Consider the following 16,465-nt stretch of genomic DNA (forward strand, 5'->3'; position numbering starts at 1 on the left):
ATTACATATATTTTATATTTTTGACCGGAGACACCTGGTACAAGGTAGTATTCGCCTGGTGGAATTTCATTATAGGTACCAAACCTCTTATCCGAATGTTTTAAAATTTTTCCTTTACTAGTAGAAGTCTGATGTGTATCTCTACTTAAATAAGTTACATAGTCAGCCTCCGGGTAATTTATTGTTTTTTTCTAAATTATAATATGTGCTTAAACTCATATTTTTATAGACGCTTGTTTTATACATTTTCCATGAGAACTCTGTAGGTTTAAAAGCATCATTTTCTATTTTTGTATCTGTACCAGAAACAACAACAACAGTTCCATCTTCCTTACCATTATTTACTTTTCCTTTAGGTTTGCATTTATCTACTTGAAGAATTTCTACAGCTTTTTTAAAGAATCTTTTTCGTTCATCCAAACCCACTAAAGCAGGATTAACAAGTGAGGTGACATTTGTTACGGCCTCATCACTTATTTCTGTGGCTTTACCACTGATGTTACCCCGTTTCCAAAATGCTAGTGCAGATAGCATGGAATCCTCAGAGGAATTCACTAATTTATATGGATTATCATTATCTACCCAGGTAACATTTTTTTCAAATATATTTTTTGCAGTTTTCTGTATATTTAAATAATTATCTCTCCAGGTAATTTGTTTGAATCCTTTTCCGCTATATCGCCAACCATCATCTTTATCAGTATTATTTTTACCATTTGGATGTGTTTTTCCATAAATCGCATTTGCTACAGTTTTCCAATTTTTAGAATCTAAAGATAAATCTGAAAGTCTTTTAGCTTCTGCACGTTGCTTTTCTAAACTACCAAACTGCTTAAAATAAGAAAAAAATAATTTTCTCATTCTTTCAGGGTCTCTGTACCTGAAAGCTTCTTGTAAATCATAAAATTTAGATTCCTGGCATAGTTGAGCGATAAAATGTGCTTTGGTAATACAAGTATTTATGTCAGCTTTTTTTCTATAACTATTTAGAAATGGTAATGCAGCTTTAATAAGTGAGTCATCTTTTATAAGACATGTTTCGCTACCATTTTTATTTTTTTTACTTACACATATTGATTTAATTTGTTCTAAGGTTATATCCTTCTCACAATTTGGACATTTTCCGTTTTCTGGTTTGGGATCTTTTGTATTCTGCACCCCCGCCGCACTCTTCACCTTCTCCACCTGCATCAGGCCTTCCGAATTTACCCCAAATTTTTGAGATTCTGCGGAAAGATCTTTAGAGATAATTTCTATAAAATAATTTTGTTTATCGGAATCCGGATCGCCGATAGGAGAGTCTATTCCTTTTCCAAAAATATCTTTTGTAATGACAAATCCTGAAGTATCACATACATCGGCAGGAATTTTAATGTTTCCGCTTCTGTAAACTTCATCATTGGAAGTGGAATCATATTCCCAAACTACATACTGGATGTGTTTTCCTACCATATTTTTGGAGTGGATTCTTATTCTTACTTTATCTCCTACAGCGACTTTGGACAGTTCATTTCCTGTATCATCAATGAAAAGAGCTTCTATAATATTACCCTTAGGATCTGGTTGTTTGGGACCAGCTCCTTGTTTTGGAGAAAATTTTGGGGTCTGTGTGCCGGGTTGAGGCTTAGGTTTGGGTTGGTTTTGAGGTTGTCCTTTATAATCAGGATTGGCTACATCTACATTCACCTGGCTGGCTCCCTGAATTTTCCCGGAGTAAGTGGCTGTTACATAATATTCGTGATTGGTTCCTTCACCTTTGTCACCTTTCATCATAAACTGGTTGGCAACCTGACGAAGGATTTTTTCATCAGACATCAGAGGTATCTGTACTTCTGCAATACCTTTTGCATTCACCAATGCTTTGTAACTGCGAGTATGGCGGTTGTTTTTGTTGATGACAGCATCATGGCCCTTTCCAGGTGCATCATCTTCCCAAAGATGGAATTCTATCTCTTTATTAAACATCGCAATGCAGTGAGCCTGAGCAATCAGAGTATCACGATAACTGGCCTTATTGACGTTCGTTCCTCCTCTGTTGAAGAGTACCACTTTATCTATTTTTGAAACTTTATCACTGGTAGGAATTAGTATACAGCTGCCAACCAGTTCTTTAGTAGCAGGAAGACCTGGGAAAATACCTTTTTTAGTCTCATAGACCTTCATTTGGAATTCTATTCCCAAACCAATTTCTCCAAATCTATAAGTAACCTTTTCACCGGTTTTAGGCTTTCCGGTGATGTCTTTCCAGATTCCGTTTTTTTGTTTCTTGTAAAGATACCATTCATATTCACCTTTCAGTCCAAATGAGAGGATGGAAGGTTTTATTTCGTAGGTGTATGTTGTTCCTACCAGAGGATTCTGATTCCCAATAATATTTCCTGTCATGGCTTAGCTGTAATAAAGTTCGTCTGTTCCTTTTGTATCTTCCTTGAATTCATCAAAATCCACAACAGGATTGTAAACCTGCTGTTCCTGCGTATTTGCCTTTGCCACCTGGCTTTTACCCACTGCACTTTGCTGTCCATGCTTCAGGATGGTTATTTTTCCTCCTGTACTGCACATCAGCTCTGAAATTTCTGTAAGGCAGCTTTTTTCCATGACTTTTACTTTTTCGTAAGTCTTCTGCCATTTTCCAGCAGGAGCATAGGCACAGGGAAGGTATCCTCCGGAAGTGGGTTTAAGTTTACACTGTCCGAATGGTTGTGCCGCAGGATCAAGCTGAAGGTCATCCTCTGTTACAGCCAGATAATCAGCCTGTCCTTCCTCATCATTCCAGTAATGTTTCTGATGGCTGGTTACTTTAAATTTTGGAAATTTAAATCCCTGATTACATTGTACGGTTCCTTTCTGCACAACGAAATATTTTCCTTCATGAGGACTGGAACCGCTGTCTTCTTTTTTATCTTTCTTTTCTTCTTTATTAGCTTGCTGTTCAGCTTTTCCGGATGACTGATCTTCATTTTGTGGAGATTCTTCCGTAGAATTTTCTTCATCAGAAACGCCATCTTCTGTAGATTCCTTGTGAGAGGATGCAGTAATAATTTGGGGTTCTGTTTCATCAGCCATAAGCTGTGGATCTTGCGGAATAAGAATAGTTTTCCCAGGAACAGGTTCCTGCATGATATCTTCCGGCGGGCAGTGGAGATTATGATAGGTTTTTAAAACGCCTTCATTTTTCAGTTTGAACTGCCGGGCCAGCGAACTGAATGTATCGCCTTTTTGTGTAACATAATTTTTCATATTATCCTTGTGTTATGGTGATGTGATGTTGGTGAATAAACGCTTCTTCATGGCTGAGTAAAACCGAAGCTTTGGCCTGAAGAAGATTCTTATTTTTGGTGTGAGTGGTGTATTCTAATACAATGTTTCCCTGTGCAGGTTCAGGCGCAGATTCTTTAAGCTTAATACCGCGCGTAATCTCCTGTGAAGTACATAATTCTGTGATTTTACCGTTTAAAATAGTCAAAACAGAGTTATCATCATCATTTGACTGTTCAATATTGAGTTCACATTGTACAGGAAATGAATTCTGTAAAAAATAAAAGGGTTCTGTCCAATTCTTTTTCCTTTGGAACCAATCTATTTTGGGAAGCAGAGTCTGAAACAGGAGTGTACTCTTAAGCTGCTGTAAAAAAAACGATTCATCCTGGATACTTCTTTCAAATGTATCCATATAATTTTGAGAAACTTCACCTATGTAAAAATCCTCAAGTTCTTTACGTTGTTTGGAAAAAGTGTCCGTAATTTTCTTATGATCTGCAAATCCGATGATTTTACCCAGTTCATCAATCATAAATTCAAGAGGCATAATACTTTTCATACAGGTAATGGATAAAATACTTACCTTATCATCAGGCGTATTTCCATTGGATTTAAAATTATTCTGGCTGTAGCTCAGAATGTGCTGGGCTGTGTTTCTTTCTTTGCGAAGATTAAGTTCAATAATATAATCGATAGTAACCGGAGACTCGAACGGAGTTTCAAAAGTTTCATTAACGGCATATGTTTTAGCAAAAAAAGAATCTGAAAGTTCAGCAGGAAGTTTGTTTTTTCTCTCCTGTTCTCTTTGTGTCTCCGTTTTAAAATTGGTAGGAACCAAAATATTTTTAACGTCATTAAGGTTGTCAAGCCAAACTTTATCCATCCTTTGGCAATGGGAATTGTGAAACAGCTTTAATTCCTCACCAGTCATACCCAGCCGGGAAGCGATAGAGGTCAGCGTGTCTCCATTTCGTACCTGATATTGTAAGAAATCAATTTCCATCCAATGTGAATTATCGCATAAAGCTATTAAAAAACTATATTTGAAATTAATTTTTGGGGTTAAATTTTAAAAATTGTAGTAGAATTACGACATAAGGATAAAGGCAGTATGAAAACCTCCCCGTCAAAAATTCTTTGAATTTTCGCAACCCCTTCAGAGGAAGGGAATATTACGTCTTCAGTTGAGGTTTTTGTCAGAATTGTGACTTTCCAATACTTTAATGCGATTCCTATGGAATGATAAACTGTATGGGTAAGACTATCATTCCAATTATGTCATTCCGTAGGAATCTAAGCTGCTATATTTCAAAACTGGTATACTTTTAAAACAGTTAGTAGCAACTTAAAACAAGCCAACAAAAAAACTTTTGTAGTTTCATTATATACAATACAACCAAAAGTTATTACTAATTTTAAAGCTATAAAAAACAACAAACATGAAGAATAGATTCTTACACGGAGTTATCATTGTATTAATCAGTTTGGGTTCCGCATATGCTCAGAAGTCCAATACTCAGTCATCTGTTTTTTTCACCACGAAGGCAAAGGATATTGTAAGAATCAACGAAACATTCAACGAACAGGATACAACAAACAGTAAGAGCTTAAAAAACCGGCTGAAACCTATTCAGACCAATTTTAAAAGGATCAATTCCACGACAAAATGGACTTCTGTTCAAAAGAAAAATATTGAAGGAGAATCGGCAGAAGGAGGAGAGGCAGCATTTTATTATACAGATAAAGGGTTGGAAAAAGTTATTGCCAGATATTATGGAGAAATGGGACAGGAGCTGATAGAATATTATCTTCTGAACGGACAGCTATCGTTTGTTTTCGAGAAAGAGTACAGGTATAACCGACCGCTTTTCTATGATGCTAAAGCAATGAAAGAAAATAATGATACGGAAGCATTTGACTTGAGAAAATCAAAAATTACAATGACCCGAAATTATTTTGAAAACGGAAATATAATCCTGATCAGCAATAATGCCGGACATGGATCTGGTATCAGTATGGATTATGCCAATGAGCAGGAGAAAAAGATCAAAGAAGATTTTAAAAGGCTTCTGAAACTTATGGATTAAAGGAGTGCTATGGTTTATCTGCCTTGATAATATTAAGTCTTTCTTCAACTTCATTGATCCTTTTGAGCCAATAGTTGATTCCTTCCTGGTTGGTCACAGTTTCCTTAAAAGCATTACGATTGACAGCCCACAGATGGCCGCTGTTTTTTTGATAATCCAGTTCGCGTTCCTTTTTATTCTCAGGTTCTATCCGGTATCTCCAGAAGACCAGAGAATGCATATATTCTGAGCGGATTTTTTCCAGATAGGTAATAATAGCCTTTCGGTCCTGCGGGATATATCCGGGACCAGAGCATCCACATGAATGAAAAGTGATTCCTACCGTATACAAATCGCGGATGTGAGCCCATTGTTTGTCGTCATTTTTGGGAGGGGATTTAAAATCGAGTCCCATATTGGCCATAAGGTTTCCGCATTCGGGGCACTTGGCTTCTACCGAGGTTTTAGTATCCCGGTCCACATCTTTTAGGTGGCGTCGTTTGAAAGTTTTCTGGCAGTTGAAACAGGCATAATGTCCTTTGTAAACCATCATGGAGTATCGGCACATACTATGATCTTATTCTTTGGTTATAAGTTATTTTTATTTGTTTTTATCCTCTTCATTAAAACTGATTCCCATCAGGCTGCTGGCACTTCGCGGATCATAGACCGACCATACATTTCCCCAGGGAAACTTGAAGGTGCAGCTTGGGTAAGGTTTTTTCTTTTTTTGGGTTGGAGGGATTTCCAGGATCTGGGTGAGAAAGGTGTTGTTTCTGTGAAAAACTTTCATTTCTTTTTCCTCTGTCCATTCATTCCAGTCTTTTGCGTCACCATTTTCCCAGGTGCTCATATGGATGATGTCCAGCTGATTTCCGGAAAAGCACAAACTGAAAGATACCTGATACCCTTTTATTTCTATACGCTGAAAGTAATACCAAAAGTACCCGGTTTTTACATCCCAGCAATTATGATATTTTTCTTTATAAAAATCAGTCTGCTTAAGCTGATCAAGACTCATTCCCTGATAAAGCTGTGTATTGAAGGTTTTCAGCTCTATAACTCCATTTTCACTGTTAATCAGCATGTCCCAAAAAATTGAAGCTATAAATATACCCGTTTTTTCTTTACAGACAACGAATAATATTTACAGCTTCTAGTAGAAATAGAAATATCGGTGTGTTATTTGGGCTATGGGTTTGAAATTATTAATGTAGATGGGATATCAGAAAGCCAAAGACTTTTTGTATCAATCAGGTTTTTCCAGCTTTTACTGCTGATCAGCATCAGATCCTGAGAATTCAGAAATTCTTTCTCAATCTTTTTCTCATTGTAAAGCGTAATATGGTTTGGAGCTACCTGTTCTATACTTCTGATCAATTCTTTCACTTCAATATTGTTTCGGATCTGTCCTGCAGCATCCAGAATGATAACCTGAGAATTGTTGTTATTGATAAGCCTTTTAGCATATTCAAGAAGATAAAAATCACTCAGATTAAAGATCGGAACAAATACTTTATCCGCCACTTTAAAGTCTTTTTCTACCAAAATTCCCACAGGAATATTGGTTTTGTCCAGAATCTGAAGCGTGAAATCGTCAAAAGGAGAATTGTTGAATATATTTCCTTTGCCTTTTACCGTATTCAGAAGCTTTTCAGGGTTGATGATTTTAGTTGTAAAACCCAATAATCGTCCTAATAAACTTCCTTCATACATGGATTTTCCAAGCATGATCAGCAGAAGGTCATAATGTCCTTTATTGGTAATGCTGGTAAGATCACTTTCAATATCTGTAGATGCTTTGAAGAGGGTGGTAACCTCCAGATTAAGATCGTGAGAGGTTTCAATCACATTCTGAAATTGTGAATCTTCATACTCGTTGATATCGTAGGCATGCATCTCATCTACCGGAGCAATATTCATAGCAGTGATGCTTTTATTGCCGTTCATTTTATGAGTGAAATTGTGAGCCAGTTTTAAGAGAGTACTTCCTGATTCCGGTTTATCAAAAGAGAGGAGAACACGGTACTTGGAATCATTTTCATGAATTAGCTCGTCCTGATTTTTTTTAGATTTAAAAATAAAATTAATAAAGTCTAAGGCAGGTCCTGTCATAAAAGTGGTGAAAAGAGCCATAATCACGAGCATTGCAAAAATTTCAGGACTCAAAACCCCAAGGTCATATCCAATGTTCAGCACAATAAGTTCCATAAGACCTCTTGTATTCATCAGAGCTCCGATCGTTAAGCTTTCTTTCCAGTTAATGCCTACAAATCTGGCTGTGAGTGCACTTCCTGCAAACTTTCCGAGAACAGCGGTCAGAATAATAAATCCTGCCGTCATCCATAGATGGCTGTCATTCAGAAGTCCTATTTGGGTACGAAGTCCTGTAAATACAAAGAACAACGGAAGCAGAAGCACCAAAGCCACATCCTCTACCTTATCAATAAAAAGAGTACGGAATTTTGTATTCTCCGGCATAATAGCTCCCGCCATAAAAGCACCAAATAATGCGTGAATACCAATTACTTCAGTAGCATATGCAGATAAAATCAGAGTCAAAAAGAAAATAGCAACCATTGGTTTGCTGATTGTATTTTTACCTGCCTGAAGGTCTCCGATTCTTTTCAGGAATGGTCTGACAATTTTTATCATTAAAAACACATAAGCAATGGCCATAATAATTACATAGATGGAGCTTGCGAAAGAGCCTGCCTTTACAATGGCAATTACAGCAGCAAGAATACACCATGCAGTAATATCGTCTGCAGCTGCACAGGTAATAACAATTGTTCCCAGTTTGGTTTTCTGAAGATTTCTCTCCTGTACAATCCTTGCCAATACCGGAAACGCTGTAATGCTCATAGAAATGGCGATGAATAAAGCAAAAGAAGTAAACTGGATACCTTCCGGTGCAAATTCCTGGTAAACAAAATAAGAAAGTCCAATTCCTAAAGCAAAAGGAATAATAATACTTGCATGGCTGATTACTACGGCATCATGAGCTTTTTTTCTTAATACACTCAGATCCAGCTCCATTCCAACAATGTACATGAAAAGGATAAGACCTATCTGACTCAGAAACTGAAGATTGCCTAATGATTCTTTGGGGAAAAGAAATGCCGAAAACTCAGGGAAATACATTCCCACAAGTGACGGTCCCAGCACAATACCAGCAATCATTTCTCCGATTACAGTGGGCTGTTTTATTTTCATACAAATCCATCCGAAAAGCCTTGCAGTCATAATGATAGTGACGATTTGCGCCAATAATAATGCAAGCGGATGGTGAAGATTGGTTTTAAATGATTCCAGGAAATTTTCCCAGGTAGAGCCGCCGCTGGTTTTAGCAACAATATTTTCTTTTACTTCCAATGTCTGTCCTTCGATAATGAAATAATACATCAGACACGAAAAAACTGCGATGGTAGTAATGTAGAAAATTAAATTTTTGTATTTCCCCAAATTCATAATTCCAATATTTTATGCAAAGTTGATAAGAATATAGTTATGTTAAATACTCTTTTTTTTAAAATGTAATGAATGTTCTAAAAAATGTAATAAAATCTATTTAAAAGAATAGCCAAGTCCGATCCCTATTTTCCAGCTGCCATTCTGATCGGCTGTTTTGGTATTGTAGTAAGCGGGAATCTGAAAGGCAATCTTTTTATAAACCATGGTAAGACCAGCGCCCAATGTAGGCATAATAGGACTGTTTTTCGTTCCTGATGACCGGTCTTCTTTTATTCTCAGTGAAGGAAGCATTCCCAATACGAATTTAACTTTTTTATGGGTAAGACTTATGTTTGGTCCTGTAAAGTTAATAAAAGCACCATGATCTACATATCCGGCCACTGCTATTCCGTCAAAAAATGATACCTTAACTTTTGAAGGGGGTTCCTGGGAGAAGCACAACCCGGATATGAGGATTCCTGCAGCATAAAAGCAATTTTTCATTATAAAATCAATTAATTCTATGCAAAAATAAATGGATTTTACCTTGGAAAAGGGAAGCTGTAATAAAGGTTGGATATTCTGTAACGAAACCCTGAAGATTTGAAAAAGGCCTATTTTCCGAATAGTTCCATCAAAGAATTTTTATAGGCATCTCCAATCTGAAGTTTCAGAAAAGTGTGGTCTTCAGTAGCAATTGTTGTAATAATTTCGTTGGTAGAAAATACTTTAATGGAAGAAAGCGCAATGATCTCTTTTTTGTTGACCTGAGCAAAATCTTTGGCTGGAAGCATTTCCAGGAGGTTTTTAAAATTCAGGTTTTTTAATACGATGGTGGTTCCGTCGCTGAGGATAATATCTTTATCTCTGCTGTCAATTTCAGAGGTTTTAATATAAGAAATCTGTTCTGTGAATATGATGGTTTTCCCGATATTGGTATTCCATTCGATGAAGTCCTTTTTAGGAGAATTTTCCACTAATTCTTTGGCTTTTTTGAAGGCCTGTATCAGTCTTTCTTTTTTAATAGGTTTTCTTACATAATCTACCACATTCAGATCGAAAGCTTCGGCTGCATATTCTTTATAAGCAGTGGTAAAGATTATTTTTTTTGAGCCTGAAATAATCTCAGCAACCTGAAGACCTGTCATTCCGGGCATTTCAATATCCAGAATACACAGATTGCAGTCGATGTTATCTATTTCACTCAGGAAGATTTTGGGATCATTGAATGCTTTTACAACTTCTACATTGTCGATCTGTTCGCATAGAAGTTTTAAATAACTGATGGCCAGTAATTCATCATCCAGAATAACGCATTTTATCATAGAATTCTCCTAAATTGATTTTTAATTCCGCCGTAAAGACTCCGTTTTTTGAGCTTCTTTCCAGTTGGTAATACGTACTGTAAATCATTTTAAGCCTTTGATCAAAAGACTGGCTTCCAAAACCGCTTTTTTCCTTTTCCAGAATATTCTTTAGCGAAGCTTTATTGCTTACTTTCATCGTAAAAATTCCGCCCTCAAGCTCCATATAAATGGAAATAAAGGAGTCTTGGGCCAGGAAATCTGTATGTTTGAAGGCATTTTCAATAAGATCCACAGAAATTAGCGGAGCAAATACCTTTTCCTCATACAAAGCATCAGATTTATTAATCCTTGATTTGATTCTGAAGTCAAAAAGAGGATTAATTTTAATTTTATTAATTTCAATAAGACTTAAAGCAAAATTGAGCTCCTCTTTTGGGCTTACATACTTATTGTTGCTTTCGTATAAAATATAGTCCAGAACATTTGCCAGCTTATCCAGTGACATATAGGTCTGATAGGCATGAGACTGTACCGAATTGAGAATATTTTTAAACAAATGCGGATTCAGCTTTGTCCCGATATGTTCCAGACGAACTTCATTCAGACGCTGTTCAATAAGTTTGTTGGTTTCCGATAATTTGGTATTTCTTTGCTTTAGCTTCTGATTCTGGCTGAAAAGGTAAATACTGGTGGTGAGAAACAGGAAAATGGCAAAAACTCCGATGAATATCAGATAATCATGAATCATGTAATAATTGCCGCCCATAATGTGGTATTAAAACTATTTAAGTTTTTTAAGACCGTTTACCATCACTGTTTCTTCACATTTTTCATAAGTGATTTCGTAAGACGGATTTTTTTCAGGATAGGTTAAAAGATAGCTTGGACAAGGTTTCTTCTGTGCATGGCTGCGGTCAAAATCTACTTTTCCTTTGGTAATGATACTGTCTTTTATAAATTTCTCATCAATCTTGTAGGCTGCCATTGCACTTTTGGCCTCTTCAGAATATTTGAATTCTTTGGAAAGACTTTCGGCAATGACACGGCTGTTGGGTAAATAGCCGCTGCAGCTTGCCCCTTTTTTGTTTAAAATAAAAAATACAAGCAAAAGCCCCGGAATGAAGCCTATTGCATAAAATTTCAGTTTTTTCATTAGAAAATTAAAAGATTGATATCGTGGTACGTAAGTCCGAAACGGTCGCAGATGATCTTCTTGGTATGTCTTCCTTTGTACATATATAAGCTCTGCTTCATTTCGTTTTTGCGGATCAGCATGTTTTCAAAGCCGCCCTCCTCGTCATAATTTAAAATATAGGAAAGGAAGAAATTCGAGATTGCCTTCGTAGTGGTTCTCGGCATTCTTGAAGTAAGGTTCGGAAGTCCGCAGTGGATGACACCGTGTTTGATGACATAAGGATCTTCCATGGTAGTAAGCTCTGAGGTTTCAATAACTTTACCGTTGTCTATGGTAATATCAATAATGACACTTCCTTTTTTCATTTTCATCACCATATCTTCAGTGACGATAGGAGTCATATTCAATCTTGGAAGAGCTCCTATCACTACATCAGCACGTCTTAAGCTTTTGCTGAGCTCTTTAGGATCAATAATGGAAGTCGGTACACGGCTGTCAACAATCGTATGAAGTCTTCTCAGCTTTGATAAAGAGTTGTCGAAAACTTTTACACTGGCTCCTAAGCCAATGGCTGCTTTCGTGGCAAATTCACCTACAATTCCGGCTCCAAGAATCACTACTTCTGCAGGTCTTACTCCTGTGATCCCTCCCAGCATTAAGCCGTTTGATAAGGCTAGTAATTCCGAAGCATATAAAATGGAAACAGTTCCTGCAATTTCTCCGATTAATCTTACCAATGCCAGCTGTTTGTATTCATCAACGATAAATTCAAAAGCAATGGCATTTATTTTTTTCTCTGCAAGCTTTAAGAAATATTCCTTGTCTCTGAGGTTGATCTGAAGTGCCGAAACCAAATAAGTATTAGGTTTCATGTACTCAATTTCGTCTTCAGTAGGAGGGTTGACTTTCAGAATGAGATCCTGCCCGAAAGCTTCTTTAGGATCATTAGTGATCTTCGCTCCTGATTCGGAATATTGTAAATCTGTAAAAAACGAACCTTCTCCGGACCCGGATTCTATAATGATCTCATGGCCGTGCTCTACCAACACCTGTACGGCGTCAGGAGTGATGCAGGTTCTCCTTTCATTGAGACAGGTCTCTTTAGGAATTCCAATACTAAACTGTTTCCCCTTTTTAATAACCTCCAATTTTTCCTCTTTCGGCATTAATTCTTCTTCTGTGAAAGGAGTAAAAATATTTGTACTCATCCTTAAATTAAATTATGTCTTACAGATTGTTATTTACACTCAATTAATGAGCAAAGATACATAATATTTAATCGAATGAAACTTCTCTGTTTTCACCCGTGTTCACAATACTCATTGTGTGATAGTTGAGACCGTAAAGCTCCTCTTCATAGACTTCCGGCCACTCGATAATGCATAAAAAAGAGTTGTCCAGATACTCTTCAATTCCGATATCATAGACTTCTTCAATGTTTTTTAAGCGGTAAAGATCAAAATGATATACTTTTCCCTTTTCTGTATTGTATTCATTGACAATAGAGTAGGTGGGAGAATTGACTTCATCCTTGCTGCCCATATTTTTAAGCAGAAATTGGGTAAAAGTAGTTTTTCCGGCTCCCAGATTTCCCTTTAATAAAAGAATGTTATGTTTTAATTCCGGAATGATGCTGTCAACAACTTCCTGCCAGTCTTCAATTTTATGTATAGTGTAATTCATTATTTCTTTAAATTTTTAGAATATAAATTGTAAAAATGTTCAGCCCTATTTTTTGCTCTTTCAGAATTTCTGTAACGATTGTTTTTAACTGGATTTTCGTATAAAGCTAATATTTCAGCAATTTCTATTGGTTGCAAGTCTTTCACATCTTTATTAAATAATGATTTGGAAACATTTTCAATCCCTTTTCTATTTTCTAAAAAGTCAAAATTACGGAAATTAAAATTCAGGCAATCTTTCTGGCTGTAAGAATGTTCAATATATCTGGCTATAAAAAATTGATCGAAAGAAGATTTATTTTGATACTCTAATCCAGGAAAAATGTTAGAGGCCATCTGATTACAAGGACATTCTTTTTTTTGAGAATTTGGATTTATGATAGCATTTCCTAAAAAAGACCAAGAATTTTGGAATAAAGAGTTGGGATAAATTGTATTATAAAAGGTGTTGAAATTTTCTGGTAATCCATTACTGCTTCTAATGTACCATGTAATAACCCTTTTATCAGATGTACTTAAAATATATCTGCCACTCAATTCTACATATAAGACAAATAAAAAGAGACTGCAAGTTATAAGTAATAACATCTTTTTTAGATACTTCATAAAGATAAATCTTTGTTCAAAAATAATCAATGGAAGTGATTTATACATAAAATTTTAGCATAATCAAAAATTTAACCTCTGCTTTCTAGTATCTAACATTTCTATAAAATTACCTATTTTTACATCATGATTTCCAAACAGACCATTGATAAAATATTCTCCACAATCCGGGTTGAAGAGATTGTGGGTGAGTACGTGCAGTTGAAAAGAGCAGGGTCTAACTTTAAAGGACTCAGCCCTTTTCATGAAGAAAAATCTCCAAGTTTTGTTGTTTCACCAAGCAAACAGATCTGGAAAGATTTCTCAACCGGAAAAGGAGGAACTGCAATCTCTTTCCTGATGGAAATTGAGAATTTTACCTATCCTGAAGCCCTTCGCCATGCGGCAAAAAAGTATGGAATTGAAATTGAAGAGGACTTGCGTGAAATTTCTGAAGAAGCAAAACATGCACAGACCGAAAAAGATCTTTTATATAAAATTCATGAGGTTGCCAATGCTTATTTCCAGGAAATTCTTTGGGATGGAGAAGAGGGAAGAAGTATTGGATTGGCTTATTTTAAAGAAAGAGAGCTTAAGGACGATATTATCAGAAAATTTCAGTTGGGGTATTCTCCCGAGAAGAAGAATGCCTTTACTGCTTATGCGCTGGAAAAGGGATACAACAAAGAAATTCTTGAGAAGTCCGGGCTTTCTATTTTCCCGGAAAACACTCCTGCAGGAGTAGACCGTTTCAGGGAACGTGTGATTTTCCCTATTCACAGTTTTTCAGGAAGGGTTCTGGGTTTTGGTGCAAGGATTCTTAAAAATAATGTTAAGACTGCAAAATATCTCAATTCGCCGGAAACAGAAATTTACCATAAATCCAATGTTCTTTATGGATTAAACCAAAGCAAACAGGCTATTTCAAGAAAGAATGGCTGTCTTTTGGTGGAAGGATATATGGATGTGATTTCCCTTCATATGTCAGGCATTGAAAATGTGGTGGCCAGCTCCGGAACGTCTTTGACAACGGAGCAGATTAAACTGATTAAGAGGCTTACAGAAAATGTAACGATTCTTTTTGACGGTGATAATGCCGGTATCAAAGCCAGTTTCCGAAGTATTGATATGCTTTTGACAGAAGGAATGAACATTCGTGTCCTTCTTTTCCCTGATGGAGACGACCCGGATTCATTCGCCAGAAAACATCCGCAGGAATACGTAGAAAAGTATATTGAAAATGAAGCGATGGATTTTATCGACTTCAAAGCGGAAATTCTGTTGAGGGATGTTGGTAATGATCCTATTAAAAAAGCAGAAGCGATAAGGGATATCGTAAAATCTGTTTCCTTTGTACAGAATGCATTGAAAAGGGAAGTTTACCTTAAAGAGGTTTCCAATAAATTCGGACTTTCTGAGCAGAGTCTTTTCAATGAGCTGGATGTTCAGAAGCAGATCACACAGAACCAGACACATCATGTTCAGCAACAGCAGAAGGAAAAAGCAGCATCTCCGAAGATGGAGATTGTTCCTTTGGACCAGGAAAAGGAAGATCCATTTTTGTATGATGTGCTGTTCATGGAGAATAAACTTGTAGAACACATGCTGGCATTTGGGGATATTATTCTGAAACGTAGAAATGAACAAGGTGAAGAATATCAGATTACAGTAATTGAGGAAATTCTTCATCATTTTGAAGAAGAGCAGTATGTATTTTTAGTCAAAGGCAATGAAATCATTATCACTCAGGTGAGGGAAGGAATTCAGAAAGATGAGCTTAGAAGTGGAAACTTTTTTGTATCTTTTATGGATGAAGAGATTACCACAAAGGTTGTGGATGCTTTGATTCCGTTGGATGATCTTGAAAACTGGGCTTCCAGAAATATTTATCCTCCCAATTACGGGGATAAGGTGGCGGATCAGATTCAGGGAGATGTTTTATTGCATAAATACAGATATATTGATTATTTAATCACAGAAACAGATAAAGAGCTAGATCTATACAGGGATACAGACGAAGTAAAGTACTATGAGCTTATCAAAAAAATCACTTTATTGAAACAGGCTTCAATGCGATTGAGTAATATCATCGAATATTCGCCCATCAAAGGAATCTATGGAGATAGGAAAAGATAGTTTTAAGTCAGTTTTTTTGATATTCTGTGACAAAAAGTCCTATAAAATTTTAGGAATAAATATTGTAATTTAAACTTCGAGAATAATATAAAAATAATACATAATAGAAATATGGACATTAAAAAGGATTTCAGAGATTTCTCTGTAAAACATTTAGGAAACAACGGTTTGGTTACCGATCAGTATATGGGAATGTATGGCCCAACGAATCTTACTCCGTACATCATGGAAGAAAGAAGATTAAACGTTGCTCAGATGGACGTTTTCTCCCGTTTGATGATGGACAGAATTATCTTCCTGGGAACAGGGATTGATGATCAGGTAGCAAACATCGTTACGGCACAGCTTTTATTCTTAGAAAGTGCAGACCCATCAAAAGATATTCAGATCTATATCAACTCTCCTGGTGGAAGTGTTTATGCAGGTTTAGGTATTTATGACACGATGCAGATCATTAAGCCGGATGTAGCTACAATCTGTACAGGTATGGCTGCTTCAATGGGAGCTGTATTACTGGTTGCAGGAGAAAAAGGAAAACGTTCTGCGCTTAAGCACTCAAGAGTAATGATTCACCAGCCTTCAGGAGGTGCTCAGGGAGTTGCTTCTGATATGGAGATCAACTTGAGAGAGATGCTGAAACTGAAGCAGGAACTTTATGAAATCATTGGTCACCACTCAGGACAAACCTACGAGTGGGTAGAAAAATCTTCTGACAGAGATTACTGGATGACTTCTGAAGAAGCTAAAGGCTACGGAATGGTAGATGAGGTTCTACAAAGATCTACAGAGAAAAAATAATTGATTGTAAAATCATAAGAAACCGCACCAATCTGGTGCGGT

At 36.5% G+C, this 16,465-nt stretch carries 16 protein-coding genes; 3 read left to right on the forward strand and 13 right to left on the reverse strand.

The genetic code is table 11. The annotated features are described in order from the left end of the window. Positions 1 to 162: 162 nt before the first annotated feature. The 3 genes from KIK00_RS21655 to KIK00_RS21665 are packed head-to-tail and all read right to left on the reverse strand — an operon-like array spanning position 163 to position 4,264. Positions 163 to 2,385 (reverse strand): hypothetical protein, encoded by a 2,223-nt coding sequence (locus KIK00_RS21655; protein ID WP_255814327.1) that lies wholly within the window; start codon positions 2,383 to 2,385, stop codon positions 163 to 165. A 3-nt stretch (positions 2,386 to 2,388) separates the two neighbouring features. Further along, positions 2,389 to 3,240, reverse strand: a complete 852-nt coding sequence (locus KIK00_RS21660) for a PAAR-like protein (RefSeq protein WP_255814328.1) — start codon at positions 3,238 to 3,240, stop codon at positions 2,389 to 2,391. A gap of 1 nt (position 3,241) precedes the next feature. Beyond that, positions 3,242 to 4,264: a LysM peptidoglycan-binding domain-containing protein gene (locus KIK00_RS21665; RefSeq protein ID WP_255814329.1), complete on the reverse strand. Its 1,023-nt coding sequence runs from the start codon at positions 4,262 to 4,264 to the stop codon at positions 3,242 to 3,244. 436 nt (positions 4,265 to 4,700) lie between these two features. Between KIK00_RS21665 and KIK00_RS21670 the strand changes: the two genes are divergently transcribed. Next, positions 4,701 to 5,348, forward strand: coding sequence for a hypothetical protein (locus tag KIK00_RS21670; protein WP_255814330.1), 648 nt, complete (start codon positions 4,701 to 4,703; stop codon positions 5,346 to 5,348). A 7-nt stretch (positions 5,349 to 5,355) separates the two neighbouring features. Here the strand turns inward: KIK00_RS21670 and KIK00_RS21675 are convergent, their stop codons facing one another. From KIK00_RS21675 to KIK00_RS21720, 10 genes are all read right to left on the reverse strand, one after another. Further along, positions 5,356 to 5,880, reverse strand: coding sequence for a hypothetical protein (locus KIK00_RS21675; protein ID WP_370647720.1), 525 nt, complete (start codon positions 5,878 to 5,880; stop codon positions 5,356 to 5,358). Between the two features lie 48 nt (positions 5,881 to 5,928). Further along, positions 5,929 to 6,414 (reverse strand): hypothetical protein, encoded by a 486-nt coding sequence (locus tag KIK00_RS21680; RefSeq protein ID WP_255814331.1) that lies wholly within the window; start codon positions 6,412 to 6,414, stop codon positions 5,929 to 5,931. 104 nt (positions 6,415 to 6,518) lie between these two features. After that, on the reverse strand, positions 6,519 to 8,798 hold the full coding sequence (locus tag KIK00_RS21685) for a cation:proton antiporter (protein WP_370647721.1): 2,280 nt from the start codon (positions 8,796 to 8,798) through the stop codon (positions 6,519 to 6,521). A gap of 96 nt (positions 8,799 to 8,894) precedes the next feature. Beyond that, positions 8,895 to 9,284, reverse strand: coding sequence for a hypothetical protein (locus KIK00_RS21690; protein ID WP_255814332.1), 390 nt, complete (start codon positions 9,282 to 9,284; stop codon positions 8,895 to 8,897). Positions 9,285 to 9,394: 110 nt separating this feature from the next. Beyond that, complete coding sequence (locus KIK00_RS21695; RefSeq protein WP_255814333.1) at positions 9,395 to 10,105, reverse strand: LytTR family DNA-binding domain-containing protein; 711 nt, start codon at positions 10,103 to 10,105, stop codon at positions 9,395 to 9,397. Continuing rightward, positions 10,080 to 10,853 (reverse strand): histidine kinase, encoded by a 774-nt coding sequence (locus tag KIK00_RS21700; RefSeq protein ID WP_255814334.1) that lies wholly within the window; start codon positions 10,851 to 10,853, stop codon positions 10,080 to 10,082. Before KIK00_RS21700 ends, KIK00_RS21695 begins: the two co-directional genes overlap by 26 nt. A gap of 15 nt (positions 10,854 to 10,868) precedes the next feature. Continuing rightward, a complete protein-coding gene (locus KIK00_RS21705) occupies positions 10,869 to 11,240 on the reverse strand; it encodes a hypothetical protein (RefSeq protein ID WP_255814335.1) in 372 nt (123 codons plus the stop codon). Beyond that, positions 11,240 to 12,430 carry an alanine dehydrogenase gene (locus KIK00_RS21710; protein ID WP_047381225.1) on the reverse strand — a complete coding sequence of 397 codons (1,191 nt, stop codon included), beginning with the start codon at positions 12,428 to 12,430 and terminating at the stop codon, positions 11,240 to 11,242. The genes KIK00_RS21705 and KIK00_RS21710 overlap by 1 nt, the downstream gene beginning before the upstream one ends. 67 nt (positions 12,431 to 12,497) lie before the next feature. After that, a complete protein-coding gene (tsaE, locus tag KIK00_RS21715) occupies positions 12,498 to 12,905 on the reverse strand; it encodes a tRNA (adenosine(37)-N6)-threonylcarbamoyltransferase complex ATPase subunit type 1 TsaE (protein ID WP_255814336.1) in 408 nt (135 codons plus the stop codon). Next, the gene (locus KIK00_RS21720; protein ID WP_255814337.1) at positions 12,905 to 13,558 is read right to left on the reverse strand and encodes a transglycosylase domain-containing protein; all 654 of its coding nucleotides are present in this window, start codon (positions 13,556 to 13,558) and stop codon (positions 12,905 to 12,907) included. Before KIK00_RS21720 ends, tsaE begins: the two co-directional genes overlap by 1 nt. 78 nt (positions 13,559 to 13,636) lie before the next feature. Between KIK00_RS21720 and dnaG the strand changes: the two genes are divergently transcribed. Together dnaG and clpP are read left to right on the forward strand one after the other, a co-directional pair. Then, on the forward strand, positions 13,637 to 15,625 hold the full coding sequence (gene dnaG, locus KIK00_RS21725) for a DNA primase (RefSeq protein ID WP_255814338.1): 1,989 nt from the start codon (positions 13,637 to 13,639) through the stop codon (positions 15,623 to 15,625). Positions 15,626 to 15,736: 111 nt separating this feature from the next. After that, a complete protein-coding gene (clpP, locus tag KIK00_RS21730) occupies positions 15,737 to 16,423 on the forward strand; it encodes an ATP-dependent Clp endopeptidase proteolytic subunit ClpP (RefSeq protein ID WP_034726592.1) in 687 nt (228 codons plus the stop codon). Positions 16,424 to 16,465 lie beyond the last annotated feature (42 nt).

Origin of the sequence: Chryseobacterium sp. MA9, from assembly GCF_024399315.1 — a bacterium.
Lineage (GTDB): Bacteria > Bacteroidota > Bacteroidia > Flavobacteriales > Weeksellaceae > Chryseobacterium.